6 protein-coding genes and 1 pseudogene are annotated in these 17,378 nt (G+C 71.0%); 1 reads left to right on the plus strand and 6 read right to left on the minus strand.

Annotated features, from left to right (window positions below):
- Window positions 1-226 precede the first annotated feature (226 nt).
- The 3 genes from ACIP93_RS24420 to ACIP93_RS24430 are packed head-to-tail and all read right to left on the minus strand — an operon-like array spanning window position 227 to window position 12,224.
- The gene (locus ACIP93_RS24420; RefSeq protein ID WP_401761671.1) at window positions 227-7,630 is read right to left on the minus strand and encodes a MupA/Atu3671 family FMN-dependent luciferase-like monooxygenase; all 7,404 of its coding nucleotides are present in this window, start codon (window positions 7,628-7,630) and stop codon (window positions 227-229) included.
- Entirely contained in the window at window positions 7,627-10,947 is a 3,321-nt protein-coding gene (locus ACIP93_RS24425) for a type I polyketide synthase (protein WP_401761673.1), read from the minus strand. Before ACIP93_RS24425 ends, ACIP93_RS24420 begins: the two co-directional genes overlap by 4 nt.
- The gene (locus ACIP93_RS24430) at window positions 10,944-12,224 is read right to left on the minus strand and encodes an MFS transporter (protein WP_401761675.1); all 1,281 of its coding nucleotides are present in this window, start codon (window positions 12,222-12,224) and stop codon (window positions 10,944-10,946) included. The genes ACIP93_RS24425 and ACIP93_RS24430 overlap by 4 nt, the downstream gene beginning before the upstream one ends.
- A 515-nt stretch (window positions 12,225-12,739) precedes the next feature.
- Between ACIP93_RS24430 and ACIP93_RS24435 the strand changes: the two genes are divergently transcribed.
- Window positions 12,740-12,976, plus strand: coding sequence for a response regulator transcription factor (locus ACIP93_RS24435; protein ID WP_401761753.1), 237 nt, complete (start codon window positions 12,740-12,742; stop codon window positions 12,974-12,976).
- A 432-nt stretch (window positions 12,977-13,408) separates the two neighbouring features.
- Here the strand turns inward: ACIP93_RS24435 and ACIP93_RS24440 are convergent.
- The 3 genes and pseudogenes from ACIP93_RS24440 to ACIP93_RS24450 form a co-directional block, all read right to left on the minus strand.
- Window positions 13,409-14,201 (minus strand): annotated as a pseudogene (locus tag ACIP93_RS24440) (IS5 family transposase).
- Window positions 14,202-14,354: 153 nt separating this feature from the next.
- On the minus strand, window positions 14,355-15,878 hold the full coding sequence (locus ACIP93_RS24445; protein WP_401761677.1) for an aldehyde dehydrogenase family protein: 1,524 nt from the start codon (window positions 15,876-15,878) through the stop codon (window positions 14,355-14,357).
- 55 nt (window positions 15,879-15,933) lie between these two features.
- Entirely contained in the window at window positions 15,934-17,247 is a 1,314-nt protein-coding gene (locus ACIP93_RS24450) for a GAF domain-containing protein (protein ID WP_401761679.1), read from the minus strand.
- Between the last annotated feature and the right edge of the window lie 131 nt (window positions 17,248-17,378).

Raw genomic sequence — 17,378 nt, forward strand, 5'->3', positions numbered from 1 at the left:
CAGGCACCCTTCTTCTGTGTCTAGAAGAAGCCCGGCTTCTTCGGCGAGTACGACACCAGGAGGTTCTTCGTCTGCTGGTGGTACACGGATTCCTAGCTTCCTGACCTGCGGAAAAGAATGAATGCTCGCGGTGGGGAGCGGAGTTGGCCCGCTCCCGGTCCGGATCTTGACGAGGTCGCTCTGCGGCCTTGTCCGTCGCCGGGATCCGCGATCGCCCCCTCTCTCCTCAGACGTCCTCGCCCAGGGCGGCTGCGGTTTCCCTGCCCAGGAGGCGGACGTACGCGGTGGTCCACGCCTCGACCGTGGTGCGGTCCCACAGGTCGGTCGAGTACTCCACGTAGCCGGACAGTACGTCGCCCGTGGGGACCAGGCCGAAGTTGAACTCGGAGCGTGCGCCGGGGACCACGACGTCCTCGACAGCCGTGGTCACGCCCGGCAGTTCAATGTCCGTCTCCAGAGAGCTCTGGTACTGGAAACCGAACGGCAGCTTGTCAGGTACCTCCGTGCCCCACGCGGCACTCAGTTCGGCGGCCATCGCGCGGATCGGTGCGGCGTGGTCCATCGCCTCGACCGTGCTGCGTGCCACCTGGTCCACGAGCGCGCCGAACGACTCGGCCTCGCCGCGGACCCGCAGCGTGAACGACGAGACCGTGCAGGCCGCCAGCGCCTCGAACTCCCGCCGCTCGCGATTGGCGTGGGAGATGCCGAGGACGACGTCCGGCTCGCCGGTCAGTCCGGACAGCAGCGTGGCCAGGGCGGCGGCCGTCACCACGAAGGGCGTCGTGCGGCGCCGTCGCGCCAGTTCTTCCAGGTCGGTACGCGTTCTGCGCCCCACCGTGAACAGCACGACGTCGCCCCTTCCTGTGGGCTCCTTCGGGCGGGGCCGGTCCAGGGGCAGCGACGAGCCGAACGGGGCGCCCTTCAACTCCCTCGCCCAGTAGTCGATCAGACGGCCCTTGTCCTGCGTGCGGCTCCGTTCGCGCTGCCACCGCGCGTACTCGCTCGGCTGCGGTACGCGCTCCGAGAGGCCGTGCGGTACGCCGGTGGCCGCAGCCCGGTACAGCGCTGCCAGTTCGCGCAGCAGGACACTGACCGACCATCCGTCGCAGGCGGCGTGGTGCAGGACGAAGAGCAGCTCCCAACGGTCACTGCCCGTGCGCAGCAGGCGGAACACCGGGGCGAGCTCGGCCCGGATGTCGAATGGGACCGCGGCCGTCTCCGCTGCCACGCGTGCCGCCTCGGTCTCCGGGTCCGGCTCCGCAGCCAAATCCTCCTCCGGCAGCTCCACCGGCCTGGACCGCAACGCCTCCTGCCACCACTCGCCCTCGTCGTCCTGTACGAAGCGCGTGCGCAACGCCTCGTGGCGCGAAACCAGTCCGGTCAGTGCGGTGCGCAGAGCCGGTACGTCCAGCGTGCCCGTGAAGGTGAGGCGCATGGCCACGTTGTAGACCTGCGGACGGGGGTGTGACTGGTGGCGGCCGATGAAGGTGCTCTGCTGGACGGTGGCCGGTGCGCGGCCGACCGTCACCCTGTCGGTTTCCCGGGCCTCCCTGCCCGTATTCCTGCTGTCCCCGGGGGCGCCGTCAGGATCGTCGGCGCCCCCGAGAGCGCCACCACCGGCGAGGTACGTCGCCATGGCGTTAAGCGTGGGCTCCGCGTAGAAGCGCGCGATGGGGTACTCGACACCGAACGCCTCACGCACCCTGTTGGTCAGCCGGATCGCCGTGATCGAATGGCCGCCGAGGTCGAAGAAGGAGGCGTCGGGGCCGATCGCCGCGATGTCCACCTCGAACTCCTCGGCCCACAGCCGCCTCAGGCGCACCTCGTCGGCCCGGGCAGCCGTCGGGCGGGCCACCGGCGTCGTCGCCCGGACGGGAGTGGGAGCGGCAGTCGCGGTCACGACGGAGGCGGCGGGCAGGGTGGCCCGGTCCAGCTTGCCGTTCGCGGACAGGGGGAGGGCGGGCAGCACAGCCCAGGCATGCGGCACCAGGTGGTCCGGCAGCCTTCCGGCCAGCTCCTCCGTAAGACGGTCGGCGAACTCCTGCGGCCGTCCGGCCGGCCCCGTGGGGACCACGAAGGCGGCGAGCTGAGCCTCGCCCCGCCGGTTGCGGCGGGTCATGACGACCGCTTCGCCGACCTCCGGCAGGCCGTTGAGCGCGCGGGAGACTTCCTCGGGCTCGACGCGGTAACCCCGTATCTTCACCTGATCGTCGGACCTCCCACGGAACTCCAGTGCTCCCGACTCGTTCCAGCGCACGAGGTCGCCGGTGCGGTACATCCGCCCCTCGGTGCCTAGCGGGTCGCGGACGAAGCGCTCCGCCGTCAGGTCCGGCCGGCCGAGGTAGCCGGTGGCCACACCGGGGCCGCCGACGTACAGCTCACCCACCTCTCCGACGGGGACCTCGCGGCCGTGCCCGTCGAGCACCCGCAGCGTGACGTTGTCCACCGGCCGGCCGATCGGGATCGGGACCGCCGCGGCGCCCGGTGCTTGTGGTTCCACCGTCTCGACCGTGCACAGCACGGTCACCTCGGTGGGGCCGTAGACGTTCACCGTCTCGTAGGGAACACCGGGACGCGGGCGGGTGCGCAGCACGTCGCCGCCCACCAAGAGGTGGCGAAGCGGGGGCTGTTGTGCGGCCGGGAGCGCGAGGACCGCCTCTCCCAGGGCCGTCGGAAGGATGGAGAAGCTGATCCGCAGGTCCGCGTACCAGCGGGCCAGCGCGGCCGGGTCCCTGCGGACCGCCTCGTCGGCCACGACGACCGTCGCTCCCGCGGTCAGTGCGGGCCAGATCTCCAGGGCTGCGGCGTCGAAGCCCTGGCTGCACACAGCTGCGCTGCGGTCGTCCGCGGTGAACCCGAAACGCTCGTGGTGCCACTGGCACAGGTCCACGACGGCCCGGTGCGGCACGGCGACGCCCTTGGGGGTACCGGTGCTGCCGGAGGTGTGGATGACGAAACAGAGGGATTCGGGGCCGGGCGCGGGGGGCGGATCGTCCATCGGATCGGGCGCAGGAGCCGGGTCGCGCAGCGGGTCGGGTGCTGCTTGGGCGTCGACGGCGACCACGACGATCCCGCCCGGCGGCGTTGACGGCGTGTCCGTCCGCCCGCTGTCGCTCACCAGGATCCGTGCGCCGCACTCCTTGAGGATGGCCTCGGCCCGCGCCCACCCCTGCCCCGGGTCCAACGGAACATATCCGTGGCCCGACTTGAGAGCCGCGAGCATGGCGACGACCAGGTCGGTGCCATGCGGCAGCCACAGGGCGACCGGCGCTCCGGCCTCGCCCTCCGCCCGCAGAGACGCCGCGAGGCGATCCGCGCGTTCGTTCAGCTCACCGTAAGTGAGAGCGGCTTCACCACAGCTCACCGCGGTGCGATCCGGGGCGACCGCGGCCCACCGCGAGACCAGGGAATCGACGGTGCTCCGGGTCGGTTGCCGGACCTTCCCCCGCCGCCACGCATCCGGGATCGCCGTGCCCTCTTCACATGCGAGAAGGGTGGCGGTCTCCACCGCCTCGGTGAGAACGTCCCGGAACGTCCCGAAGAGTGCGTCCACCGTCGCCTCGTCGAAGAGATCGGTGTTGTACTCCAGGTGGCAACGGATGCCGTCCTCCTGGTCGGTGAAGTACACGCTGACGTCGGCGAGCGCCTTGTCGGGACCCGAGTCGAGCGGCGTGGCCCGGACCCCGGGCAGGTCGAACCGGAAGGGGTCACCGGTCTCGAACTCGGCCAGCGTCTGGAAGACCGGAATCCGGTCGAGCGCCCGCGCCGGCGCCAGCTCCCGCACGACCGTCCCGAACGGCACGTCGGCGTGGTCGTACGCGTCCAGGGCGACGCCACGCACCCGGTCCAGGAGCGTGCCGAAGTCCGGGTCGCCGGAGAGGTCGATGCGCAGTGCCAGAGTGTTGACGAAGAAGCCGACGACGTCCTCGTACGGGGGTGTGCGGTCGGACATCGGGGTGCCGATGACGAGGTCGTCCTGACCGGTGACGCGGTGCAGCGCGGCCGCGTATCCGGCGAGCAGGGCCATGAAGAGGGTGCTGCGCCGCTTGCGGCTCAATGCCCGTACCCGCTCCGACAGTTCAGGGCCGAGCGTACGGAACAGGGCGCGGCCGTTGGAGGTCATCACGGCGGGCCTGGGCCGGTCAGTGGGCAGCTCCAGGACGGGCAGGTCGCCGGCGAGCGTCTTCTTCCAGTAGGCGAGGTCCTCCGCCGTCTTCGCGTCGCCGAGGGAAGCGAGCTGCCGACGGGCATGGTCGGCGTACGTACGGGTGAGGGCGGGCAGCTTCGCGGCGGGCGCGCCGGGCAACGCCCCCCGGTACAGGGCGGACACGTCGCGGGCGAGCACCGCGGCCGATGCCGCGTCCATCACGATGTGGTGCAGGGACAGCACCAGCACGTGTCGTCGATCGCCGAGTCGGACGAGGCGCGTGGCGAACAGCGGGCCCCGCGCCAGGTCGAAGCGGCGCTCGCTCTCGGCGCGGAGAGTGTCGGTCACCGCGTCCCCTGCGCCCGTGCCGTCGATGACCGCGAAGTCCACGTCCGCCGCGGGCTGTACGAACTGCCTTGACTCGCCTGCCACTTCCCGGAACACCGTACGCAGCTGCTCGTGCCGTCCGACCAGGGCGCGCAGGGCGGCCCGCAGCGCGGCGACGTCCAGCGGGCCTTCCAGGTCGATCGCCTTGGTCTCGTTGTAGGCGGTACGACCGGGGAGCATCCGCTCCAGGAACCAGATCCGCTGCTGGCCGGGGGACAGGGGAGCGGGGTCCGCCACGGGCGTGTCCGTGACCAACAGGGGCGCGGAGCCCGCCCCGGGCGTCTCCGCGACCATGGGGGCCGTTGTCGCCACGGGGGTGGTCGCGCAGTCGCGGCGCAGCGCGTCGAGATGGACGAGGCCGGAGCGCATCGCGTCGGGCTCGACGCCGAAGTCGACGAGCGCGACGACCTCGTCGGCGCCCGCTGCACGCACGGCGTCCACGACGGGCCGCACGCTTTCGGGGCTGCCGATGAGAGCTCGCTGGTCGCAGTAACGGTCGTAGGCCCGCCCGAACACCACGTCCAGATCGTCGTCGGTCATTGCCGACAGGTCGACCCGGTGACCCAGACTGTTGGCGACGTTCCCGAACAGGGACAGGGAGGCGCGCATGTACCGGGACAGCGGATCGCGCGCCGTGGCACGCGCCTCCACATGGTCCTCGGCGAGGAAGGTGTGCAGCAGGACGGCCACTCGCCCCGTGTCCGGGTCCAGGCCGTGCCGGGCGCGTGTGCGGCGGAAGAGCGCGATGTTCTCCCGGAGCTGCTCAAGGCTCTGCGTCATCAGATTGGTGACGATGCCCAGGCCGTGGCGGGCGGCCAGCTCGTAGGACGCGGGGTTGCCGACGACGGCCGTGTACATGGGCGGGGTGTCCTGGACGGGGCGGGGGAACAGCCGCAGGTCGCTCTCGCCGTCTCCGGTGGTGCGGCGCACCGGCTCACCGCGCCACAACTTCCTTATCTGCTCGACCTGTTCGTACATCAGCTCCTTGTGGGAACCGAAGCGGTCGGGGAAGAAGGCGAAGTCGTCGGCGTGCCAGCCGCTGGCGCAGCCGATGCCGATCCGCCCCCCGGAGAGGTTGTCGACCATCGACCACTCTTCGGCGACGCGGATCGGGTCATGGAGCGGCAGCACCACGGAGCCGGCGTTGATGCGGACGCGGTCGGTCTCGCGGGCGAGGGCCGCAGCGAGCACGGCGGGGTTGGGGAACAGGCCGCCGAAGGAGTGGAAGTGCCGTTCGGGAATCCACAGGGAGTGGAAGCCGTGGCGGTCGGCGAAGCGAGCGGTCTCCAGAATCTGGTCGTACTTTCCGTGCCGGGAGGCCGTCTCGTCCTGCGGATAGTCGCCGAAGAAGTAGACGCCGAAGTCCAGTGTTCGAGCGTCCTGTTGGGCTGCCGCCCCGGAGGGGGGCTGCTGCTCCGGCTCCGGCTCTGGCTCCGGCTCCGGTGCTGGCTGCGGTGCCGGCTTCGGCTCCGGGCGAGCCGTGGCCGCCCTGTTCCAGGCCATGGCCATGGCCTGGGCCCGGGGCTCCGGCGAGGGCGCGGGGGCGACTCTCGGCCTCCCGCGGAAGAAGCCTCCGTCGCGCAGCTCGCGCAGTGACCCCTTGACCGCTTCCACGATGAACTCGACGTCGCTGTCGGTGTGTTCGGTGGACAGGAAGAAGTTCCGCCATTCCCACACATGGACGCCGCGCAGCATGAGGTGGTGGTAGAGCAACTCCATGTCGGCGCGCTGCTCGAAGCGGAACTGCGAGCCGAAGTGGCTCATGCTCAGGGCGAACCCCTCCGCCTCGAAGAACGCGTTGAGCGTCGCGGCCAGCTCGTCGGTGCGCGCGTTCAGCCGCTCCTGCAACCGAGGGCTGTGCTCCTTGAGATGCGCCAGTACGGCGCGGGCGGCGACCATCGACACCGGGTGCTGGATGTAGGTGCCGCCAAAGAACGTGGTGTCGGCCGACGGGTAGCTGTCGTCCCCGTAATTCCAGTGCCCGCCGTCGATGCCGTCCATGATGTCGGAGCGCCCGGCAATCGCTCCGATGGGGAATCCGCCGCCGAGCACCTTGCCGTAGGTGGCCAGGTCGGGAGTGACGCCGTAGAGCTCCTGGGCGCCGCGCAGCGCGGGGCGGAAGCCGGTCAGCATCTCGTCGAAGAGCAGCACGATGCCGTGCCGCCGGGTCAGTTCGCGCAGCCGCCGTACGAAGTCGGCAGGGCGCAGCGACGGGTGACGGCTCTGCACCGGCTCGACGACGACCGCCGCGATGTCGCCCGCCTGCTGCTCGATGACAGCGAGACTCTCGTCACTGCCGTACGGGAGGACAAGGAGGTCGGCGACGGCATTGTGCGGGATCCCCGCGGACAGGGGAACGGTGGTGAGTCCCTCGCCCCCGGTGCCGGGGGAGCGGCCGAGGACGTTGTCGGCATGGCCGTGGTAGGCGCCCTCGAAGGTGATGATGCGAGAGCGTCCGGTGGCGGCGCGGGCGAGCCGAATGGCGGCGGAGTTCGCCTCCGTACCCGAGTTGGCGAAGGCGACCCGTTCCAGGCCTGTCAGCTCGGCGAGCAGCTCGGCGGCTTCGCCGGTCTCCACGTTGCGCGGGCCGAGCTGGACGCCACGGGAGAGGTGCTCGCGGACCGCCTCGGTGACGAAGGCGGGTTCGTGGCCGAAGAGCAGCACGCCGAAGCCCATGGTGATGTCGACGTAGCGGTTGCCGTCGATGTCCTCAAGCTGCGAGCCCCGCGCCCGCCGGCCCGCGATGGGGTACAGCATCTCCTTCGTGCTGCTGCGGAACCCGACGGCCGCGCGGCTGTCGGCGAGCACCCGGCGGTAGCGCTGGGCGATCCGCTTCGAGGTGGGCGTCTTGGCGGTGTAGCGGCGCACCAGGTCCTCCAGGTGCGCCCGTTGGGCGTCGGACGCGCCGCCGCGGACCATGCCGGACGCGCGGGCGACTTCCAGGCGCGGCCCGTGCTGGGCGGCCCTGACGCTGGGCTGCTCCTCCTCTGCGACTGGCGGCCCCATCTGGCGGGAGATGCGTTGCGAAAGCTCGGTCATCGCGGCGAGATCCTGGTCGACCGCCGCCGATGCGCCGACGGCGTCAGTCCCGGTCATCGGCCCGCCTCCCCGGTCTGCGAGGCCAGCAGCTGCGAGAGGTGACGCATGAGTTGAAGCTGCATCTGGGAGAGCTGGTGCACCTGGCGTACGAGATCGTCCACTTCGCGGCGCGTGGCGTACTCGACCGGGGCGGGGGTGAAGGCCGCGACCGGTACGGGCGCCGGGTCGACCGCCACGGGCTCATGGGCCACGGACGAGGGCTCATGGACCACCGGCTCCGGCGCGCGGGCAGGTGGCACGGCGGCCACTGACGGGGCGGGCGCCACGGGCCGTGCGGCGGGCTCGGATGAGGCGGGCGCCCGGGGCGGTGCGGCCACTTCCGGGCCGCCTGCCTTCCGCGCGATGATCCGCGCCAGCTCCTTCGCCGTGCCCGCTTCCTCGAAGAGCTCCCGCATCGACACCTTGACCTGGTGTTCCTCCTCCAACTCGCGCAGTACGCCGATCATTTGCAGTGAGTCGGCGCCGAGATCGAAGAAGTTGGCGTCCTCGGCCACCTCGTTCGTGTCGTAGCCGAGATGCTTCGCGGTGACCTTGATGATGTGCTGGAGCACGCGCTCGACCGCTGCCTCGTCCTGTGCCACTGCGAACCCGTCCCTTGTCGGTTGTGCGGACCTGGAGAAGTGGTTCTCCGGCCCTGTCCAGTAGTCCTTGTGCTGGAATCGGTATCCGGGCAGGGGGATCCTGCGGCCCGCCCCTTCCGCCAGCACCCGCCAGTCGACCGGAGCCCCGCCCCGGTACAGGCCCGCCACCGCGTCCCACAGCGGTTCGAGCCCCGCCCCGCGCCGCAGCGTCGGATACGCGGCCTTGCCCGGCAGCTCCCGCCGTGCGAGCCCGCTCAGCGTTGTGTGCGGTCCGATCTCCACCAGGGCGCCGAAGCTCCTGTGAGATGCCCCCAACTCCCTCAGTACGTCAGCGAATTGCACCGGCTGACGCGCCTGCCGTACGAAGTACTCCGGGTCCGCGACCCAGCCCGCCGGCCGCGTGCGCCCATCCAGGCCGCTGACGAACGGCACTTCGCACGGCCGGAGTTCCACCCCTGCGAACAGTTCCCGCAGCCCGTCGAGGACGGGATCCATCAGGGCGGTGTGGAACGCGTGGTGCACCGGAAGCCCACGGGCCGGGACGTCGCGCTCGGCCAGCAGTTCCTTCAGGCGTGCCACGGCGTCGGCCGGGCCCGCCAGGACCTGGCTGCGTGCGCCGTTGGTGACGGCGAGCTCCACCCCCGGAACCTCGGTGGCCAGCTCCCGCGCCGCGCGTGCCCCGATCGGGACCGCGACCATCGCGCCCGGCGCGCAGTACTGCTGCATCAGCCTGCCGCGCTCCGCCGTCAGGCGGAGCCCGTCCTCGGCGGACAGCACCCCGGCCGCGTACAGCGCCGCGTACTCGCCCACGCTGTGCCCGGCCACCACGTGGGGCACGATGTTGGCCGCGCGCCACAGGCGGACGAGCGCGCACTGGAACGCGAAGAGCGCAGGCTGTGCGACCTCGGTGGGCCAGGCGGGCTCGGCCCCGCCCTCGTACTCCTCGCAGAGCAGCGGTTCGAGGAGGCTGTCGCCGCCGGTGAGCGCGGCGTACTGCCGCTCGCAGGAGTCCAGGACCTCGCGTACGACGGGGAAGCGCGCATGGAGGGTGCGTGCGGCGCCCCGGTGGATGCTGCCCTGCCCGGTGAACAGGAACCCGACGCCCGCGGCCTCCGCGTCTCCCGTCGGGCGTGGATCCGTGATCCAGGCGTCGAGAGCGCTCGTGAACGCGCCCACGGTGTCGCCGCGTACCGCGAGGCGGTGCCTGCGGTGGGCGCGGCCGAGCGCCAGCGTCGTCACGAGGTCCGCGGGGTGCGTGCCGGGGTGCGTACGCAGGTGGTCGCGCAGGGCGCGGGCGTTGTCGGCGAGGGCCGCCGGCGTGTGGCCCGCGATCGTCAGGACGGCCGGGGGAGGCAACGCGTCGGCGGGGCGCGGCGCGGGCTCGGGGGCCTGTTCCAGGACGATGTGGACGTTCGTGCCGCCGATGCCGAACGAACTGACGCAGGCCCTGCGAGGTACGTCGCTCCGCGGCCAGGGCCGAGCGGACTCGGGGATGTAGAACGGGCTCGCCGCGAGGTCGAGTGCCGGGTTGGGGCGGCGGAAGCCCGCCATCGGCGGGATGACTCCGTGCTGCAGCACGAGCAGAGCCTTGATCATCCCCGCCAGGCCCGAACACACGTCGAGGTGACCGATGTTCGCCTTGACCGAGCCCAGGGCGCAGTAGCCCGTGCGATCGGTGTCCGCGCGGAACGCGGCGGTGGCACCCTCGAACTCGATCGGGTCGCCCTTGTACGTTCCGGTCCCGTGCGTCTCCAGGTAGCCGACGGTGCCCGCGCCAATGCCCGCCCTCTCCAGGGCACGCCGGATTGTCTTGCGCTGGCCGTCCGCGCTGGGCGCTGCGAACGTCCTTTTGCCCGCACCGTCGTTGACGACCCCCCTGCCTCGGATGACGCCATGGATGTGGTCACCGTCCGCGACGGCCCGTTCGAGGCACTTGAGTACCACGGCTGCCACACCCGTGCCGCCGACCGTCCCGTCCGATGCGGCGTCGAAGGGCCGCAGCCGCCCGCTCCTGGAGAGGATGGAGCCCTTCACGTACGGGTAGCCGAGGACCTGCGGCACGTGGACGGCGGTGGCTCCGGCGACGGCGACGGCGCAGTCCTCCGCGGCCACGGCCTGCGCGGCGAGGTGCACCGCCATCAGTGAACTGGAGCAGGCCGTCTGCACGTTGACCGCCGGGCCCGTCAGACCGAGGCGGAAGGCGGCGCGGTTGGCGTTGAAGTCGGTGAAGTTGCCGACGGTCGCCTGCATTCCGGCGAGCCAGTCGTCGATGCCGCCCGGGAGGACGTTGTTCTGGAGGTAGGTCTGCAGGGAGTAGAGGTGGTAGCCGGTGCTGGCATAGACACCGATCTCATGGCCTCCTCCGTCGGAATCCGCCCCCTCCGAGGCGCCCTCCGCACCTCCCGCGTACCCGGCGTTCTCCAGGGCGTGGTGCACGCATTCGAGGAACAGCCGGTGCTGCGGATCGGTGATCTCGGCCTCGTGCGCGCTCATCCCGAAGAAGCCCGCGTCGAAGCCCGCGATGTCGGCGAGGAGTCCGCTCGCTCCGACGAAGTCGTCGGCGCTGTACTGCTCTTCGGGCACTCCCGCAGCGGCCAGTTCGGCCTCGGTGAAGCGATGGATGCGGTCCGTACCGTCGTGGATCGTGCGCCAGAACTCCTCCGGCGTGTTCGCACCGGGAAAGCGGAAGGACATCCCGACGACGGCCACGGGAACATCGCGACTGACGGTCATCGGGCCTCGCTCCCCACGGCCGGCGCGCTCTGTTCTCCCGGGGGCGCGGACCCGGGCCGACGCGAGTGCCGCACCAGAACGATGAAGAGCCCGACGCACAGCACGATCGCCAGTCCGTGCAGCAGGCCCACCACGTGGAACGGTGTGAAGCGGTCCAGGAGCGCGCCGCTGACCAGCATCCCCAGACCGAAACCGGTGTTCTCGACCGACGCGGACAGGCCGAAGAGCCGGCCGCGCTGCTCGTCGGGGGCCGCCTGGAGCCGGGTGACGTAGGCGGTCTCGGTGAGCCCGTCGGCCATTCCCGCCATCAGGGCCGCCGCGACGGCCACGCCCGTGGGCAGGCCGGCGAACACCACGATGAACGCGGCAGACATCACACAGGCCCCGATCGCGAAGGCCCGTTCCCCGGGTCCCTGTCGTCCGCCGCGCCCGGCCCACCTGCTGCACACCTGTTGCATGACGATGTTGCCGATGGCCCACGTCGCCCAGAACTGGCTGACGAACGTGGCCGGGTGGGACGGGTCCAGGATGCTGGAGTAAACGGGCAGGGCGACGTTGTGCGACGAGGAGCCGAGGCCGTCGGCAGCCCGGACCACCAGCATGACCGCGAGCACGGGGGCAGCAGACAGCAGCATGAGCGAGCCTGCCTTCCGCGCTCGCCCGGACACCGAGCCGTCCTCGCTTCTCTCCTCCCCGCTCCTCTCCTCCCTCTTCTCCTTCTGCGCTCGCGTACGGATCGGCAGCGAGAGCAGAAGGCAGGCCGACACCGCGAACGTGACGGCGTCCAGCGAGATGGCGGCGACGTATCCCCACTGGGCGACCACCACACCGGCGGAGGCGAACCCGGCGATCATCGCCAGAGAACGCCCCGTCGACAGCTGCGCGTTGGCTCGCATGCGCAGATCACTGCCGACGATCTCCGGGATGCTGGTGCGCAGCGCCACCCCCGACAGGGTCGAGCAGAAGCCGGTGACGACGGCCAGCAGGTACAGAAGTCCCGCGCGCGAGGGCTCAGGAGCGATCAGCAGGGCTACCATTGCCGCGCACTGGGTCAGATCGGCGCCGACCATCAACCTCTTGCGGTCGTACGCCGAGACCAGCCTTCCGCTCGCAAAGCCGGATACGACGCTGGTCATCAGGCGTACGGCCATGAAGATCCCTGCGGCCAGGGCGCTGTCGGTCACCTCGTAGATGAAGACGTTGAGGGCGACCATGTTCAGGTAACTGCCGTACGCCGAGAAGCCGTTGCCCACGACGAGCAGGCGAAATTGCCTCACGTGTTCTCCCTGGTCCGCTACTGAGCTGTACGCACGGTCGTGCACGGCTGCGCTCAGCCGAGGCCGCCTTCACACTCACTCGCACGGAAGTGCGCTTAAAGTCACCCGAACTGGTGACTTGACAGGGTCGCTGGAGTTCCTGCGCCAATCTCGTACGACAGGACGGCGACGGGGGCGGTCCAGGGGCGCGGTGTACGGCGTCAGCGGTGCAGCCGGCCCGAAGCACGTGCGGCGGAGTCCGCCTCCACCCTCGCCCCCCGCCGGGTACGACCGCAGCGGGGGGCGAGGCAGGGAAGGTCCTGGGTGCGGTACTTGCCCTCCTCGACCGCATGGATGAGGAGGCGGGGCTGCGGTTCCAGCGCCGACGTCTGGCATCGACGTCGCGCCAACATCGAAGGCCGGCCGTCTCGTTGGCCCCCCGGATGCGCAGCACCCTTTGTGTTTCCACATGGCCATGGTTAGATCCACTTGTGTTCGAGGTCGCCGCAAAAGTCGACATTCCTCCTGGAAGGAAAATGCCAGTAGACAGCTGCCCTGAGAGCCGGCCTGCGTTATCCCACAGAGAGAAGCAGGTGTTGGCGTACGTCGCGGCAGGCTTCTCGCACAAGCAGGTCGCCAAACGTCTGGGCATCAGCGTGCACACGGTGAGCACCTATCTGCGCCGTATCCGCAGCAAGCGCACCGCGCCCACCGTCGCGCATCTGATCCACCTGGGCCTCGTCGAAGGCGTGGTCCCCGCGTCGAACTCCTAGGGCGGGTCTTCCTGCCCACTGGACCCGGTTCCGCAGGAGCGACGGCGGGAGACTCCTCGGACGGTGAGGTGCCGGAAGGGCGGGGCGTCCAGGTCGATGGTGGTGGCAGGGCCCGCGGAGGGAGATCAGGGCGACAAGAGCACGCTGGTGCGACCGGAGCCGGCGGGCGGAAGAGTGAGACTGTCAAAGATCCTTGCGTTCAGGCAGCGGAGGGAGTGCCGCGAGGGCACCGTTCGGTCCGCGGCTGGTCCGAGAGGGAACCGTTCGACGGGCGAATGGTGACCCAGCCCCATGGACGATTGCAGTGCGTGATCTCTTGTGGGGGTTGCCTGGAGCGCAACGCGGGCTCCAGGAAACTCACTTGAAGCTCTGGAAGAACCCGGGCTTCTTCGGGCTGTAAGAGCAAAGAACGTTCTTCGTCTGTTAGAGGACCTAACAAAGGCGTTGGACGTGTCGGTGGGCGATGAGGCAGGCGGCGAGGCCGAGGAGGGCTTCGGGAATGTCGTCGCGTCGTTCCCATCGGACGCGGAGCCGGCGGAAGCCGTGGAGCCAGGCGGTGGTCCGCTCGACAACACCAGCGGTGGACTCCCGGGCCGGATCCGTGGGGGACGCCGCGGCGGGCGATCACTGGTTTGATGCCCGGCGCCCAGACCAGGCGGCGGTGTTTGCCGTGGCCGTAGCCGCGGTCGCCGAGGAGGCTGTCGGGTCGCCGGCGTGGCCGTCCGACCAGGCCGGTCACGAACGGGATCTTCTGGAGCAGGAGTATCAGTTGGATGATGTCGTTGCGGTTGCCGCCGGTCGGCGAGACGGCGAGCGGGATGCCCCGGCCGTCGACGACGAGGGGGTGCTTGCTGCCCGGACGTGCCCGGTCGACCGGGCCGGGCCCGCATTCGGGCCCCGCCGGGCTGCCCTGACGTGGGGGGAGTCAATCACCGCCCGCGACCAGTCCAGCCTCTTCGCGACCCGCAGCTTCTCCAGCAGCACCACGTGCGGTTGGTCCCAGACGCCGGCATCGTTCGACGCGGCCAGGCGCCGCCAGCAGGTCATGCCTGATCCGAAGCCCAGCTCCTGCGGCAGGTACTCCCACCGGATTCCGGTATGCAGCACGAACAGGATCCCGCAGAGTGCCTGCCGGTCCGGGACCCCGGGGGCGCCCCTCCACCTGTTCCGGCACCGGCTGCGGCAGCAACGGCTCGATGAGTGGCCACGGTTCATCCGACACGATCCACGGTCGCGACTCACGTTTCCCCACGGCCGGACCAACAACCGCCCAAACCGAAAGTCACATGATCAACGACTTCTGTTAGGGCCTCTTGGTCATACGCACCGAAGGGTGCCTGGTAGGAAAAACCCATGGTCAGGCACCCTTCTTCTGTGTCTAGAAGAAGCCCAGCTTCTTCGGCGAGTACGACACGAGGAGGTTCTTCGTCTGCTGGTAGTGGTCCAGCATCATCTTGTGCGTCTCCCGCCCGATGCCGGACTGCTTGTAGCCGCCGAAAGCCGCGTGCGCCGGATACGCGTGGTAGCAGTTGGTCCACACCCGGCCCGCCTGGATCGTGCGGCCCGCCCGGTACGCGGTGTTCATGTCGCGGGTCCACACGCCCGCGCCGAGCCCGTACAGGGTGTCGTTGGCGGTGTTCATCGCGTCGTCGAAGTCGGTGAACGACGTGACCGCGACGACCGGGCCGAAGATCTCCTCCTGGAAGACCCGCATCCGGTTGTCGCCCTCGAAGATGGTCGGCTGGACGTAGTAGCCGCCCGCCAGGTCGCCGCCGTGCTCGACGCGCTGGCCGCCCGTCAGGATCTTCGCGCCCTCCTGCTGGCCGATGTCCAGGTAGGACAGGATCTTCTGGAGCTGGTCGTTGGATGCCTGCGCCCCGATCATGGTGTCCGTGTCGAGGGGGTGGCCCGGCCTGATGCGCTCGGTGCGGGCGATCGCCGCCTCCAGGAACTCGCCGTAGTGCCCGCGCTGGATGAGGGCGCGCGAGGGGCAGGTGCACACCTCGCCCTGGTTGAGGGCGAACATCGTGAACCCTTCGAGGGCCTTGTCGCGGAAGTCGTCGTCCGCGCTCCACACGTCGTCGAAGAAGATGTTCGGGCTCTTGCCGCCCAGTTCCAGGGTGACCGGCTTGATGTTCTCGGAGGCGTACTGCATGATCAGCCGCCCCGTCGTGGTCTCCCCGGTGAACGCGATCTTCGCGACCCGCGGGCTGGACGCCAGCGGCTTGCCCGCCTCCGCGCCGAAGCCGTTGATGATGTTCACCACGCCCGGCGGCAGCAGATCGGCGACCAGGCCCATCCAGTAGTGGATCGAGGCCGGGGTCTGCTCGGCGGGCTTGAGGACGACGGCGTTCCCCGCCGCCAGCGCCGGCGCCAGTTTCCACGTCGCCATCAGGAGGGGGAAGTTCCACGGGATGATCTGGGCGACCACCCCCAGCGGCTCGTAGAAGTGGTAGGCGACCGTGTCGTCGTCGATCTCGCTGAGCGACCCCTCCTGCCCGCGCAGGGCGCCCGCGAAGTACCGGAAGTGGTCGATCGCCAGCGGGATGTCGGCGGCGAGGGTCTCACGGACCGGCTTGCCGTTCTCCCAGCTCTCGGCGACCGCCAGCTCCTCCAGGTGCGCCTCCATCCGGTCGGCGATCCGCAGCAGGACGTTCGCACGGTCGCCCGGCGCGGTCCGCCCCCAGCCGGGCGCGGCCGCGTGCGCGGCGTCCAGGGCGAGTTCGACGTCCTCGGCGGTGCCGCGGGCGACCTCGGTGAAGGGGCGTCCGTCGACGGGGCTCGGGTTCTCGAAGTAACCGCCGCGCACCGGGGCGACGTACGCGCCGCCGATCCAGTGGTCGTAGCGGCCCTGGTACGACATGATCGCGCCGTCGCTGCCGGGTGCGGAGTATCGGGTCATGGCGTGGCCTCCCTCGGGCGGCGCCGCCAGCCGTCGGGCGGCACCGGCAGGCACGCTAGGACGGCGGACGTTGCGACACCGTTGCGAAGGGCGACCCGCGCACCGGCGCCGGCGCGCGCAGCTCACCGTCCAGCTCCCTCATGCGCGCACGCACCACGGGACGCTGCCGTACGGGAGCGACCTCCGCCAGTGCCCGCCACGCCGCACAGTCGTCCTCGCCCCACGGGCTGTGCACCCAGTCCGACAGCAGCCCCGGGTCCGCCCGCGCCACCAGCGCCGCCCGCAGTTCGCCCTCCAGCCGCCCGCGCAGCCGCACCACGGCGGGAGCCTGCGAGCGGGGCAGCAGCGGCCCCGCGTACGCGCCCATCGCGGCGGCCACCGCACCCGAGCCCAGCCGCCGGGCCACCACCGTGAAGTCCGCCTCCACCGGCACGGTCAGCCGGTAGGGGCGCGAGCGCAGCAGCCCGTCCCCCAACAGGCGTCGCAACCGCGACAGTTCCGCGCGCAGGGTCACCGGAGTCACCGACTCGTCCTCGTACAGCTCGCACAGCAGCCGGTCGCCCGACAGGCCCTCGGGGTGCCGGGCGAGCAGCACCAGGATCTCGCTGTGCCGTCTGCTCAGCCGGACCCGGGAGCCGCCCGCCACCAGCAGCGCCTCGTCCCGCCCCAGCGCGTACAGCAGGGCGCGGTCGTCGTCGTCACGCGGCAGGGGCGCCGACAGAGCCAGGTGCGACTCCGCGGCCCGCGCCACCGCCTGCACGAACGCCAGGCTGTGCGGATGGGCGAGGCTGTCGCCGCCGGTGATGTCCACCGCGCCCAGCAGCCGCCCGGTGTGCGGATCGTGCAGCGGGGCCGCCGCGCAGGTCCAGGGGTGCACCGGGCGCAGGAAGTGCTCCGCCGCGAACACCTGGACCGGCCGGTCCAGCGCCAGCGCCGTGCCCGGCGCGTTCGTGCCCACCGACGACTCCGCCCAGCGGGCCCCCGGCACGAAGTTCATCCGCCCCGCCCGCCGCCGCGACCGGGCGTCCCCCTCCACCCACAACAGGCGGCCGGACGCGTCGCACACGGCGACCAGGTGCTCCCCGTCACGGGCGTATGCGCCCATCAGCTCCCGGAACAGCGGCATCGCCCGCGCCAGCGGGTGACCCTCGCGGTACGCGCTCAGGTCGTCCTCCGCCAGCTCCACCCGCGCGCTGCCGTCGGGGCTCACCCGGGCGCGCGCCGAACGCCGCCACGAAGCGGCCACCACCGGGCGCACCGGACGCTCCACCCGGCCCGCCGAGGTGAACGCCTCGTGCGCCCGGCGCAGCACGCCGAGCCGCGCACCGGGATCGGCGCCCGGTTCCAGAGCCACCCAGGCATCGGTCAACTCGGCCTCCCCGGCGAAGACTTCGGGCGACAGTGGGCTTCTCGGCCGGTGCCGAGCGGCCGATGAGCCCCATCGTCGCCCCGCCGGGGGAGGGCGGCAACCGTCCCGGCAGTGCCCCTTCCGGGCCGGGT

The sequence above is a fragment of the Streptomyces sp. NPDC088745 genome (assembly GCF_044751045.1).
GTDB lineage: Bacteria > Actinomycetota > Actinomycetes > Streptomycetales > Streptomycetaceae > Streptomyces > Streptomyces cremeus.

Bases quoted from the DNA above. Each gene is read 5' to 3' on its own strand.
- ACIP93_RS24435 (WP_401761753.1), top strand. From the start codon at position 12,740: ATGCCAGTAGACAGCTGCCCTGAGAGCCGGCCTGCGTTATCCCACAGA.
- ACIP93_RS24420 (WP_401761671.1), bottom strand. From the start codon at position 7,630: ATGACCGGGACTGACGCCGTCGGCGCATCGGCGGCGGTCGACCAGGAT.
- ACIP93_RS24445 (WP_401761677.1), bottom strand. From the start codon at position 15,878: ATGACCCGATACTCCGCACCCGGCAGCGACGGCGCGATCATGTCGTAC.
- ACIP93_RS24425 (WP_401761673.1), bottom strand. From the start codon at position 10,947: ATGACCGTCAGTCGCGATGTTCCCGTGGCCGTCGTCGGGATGTCCTTC.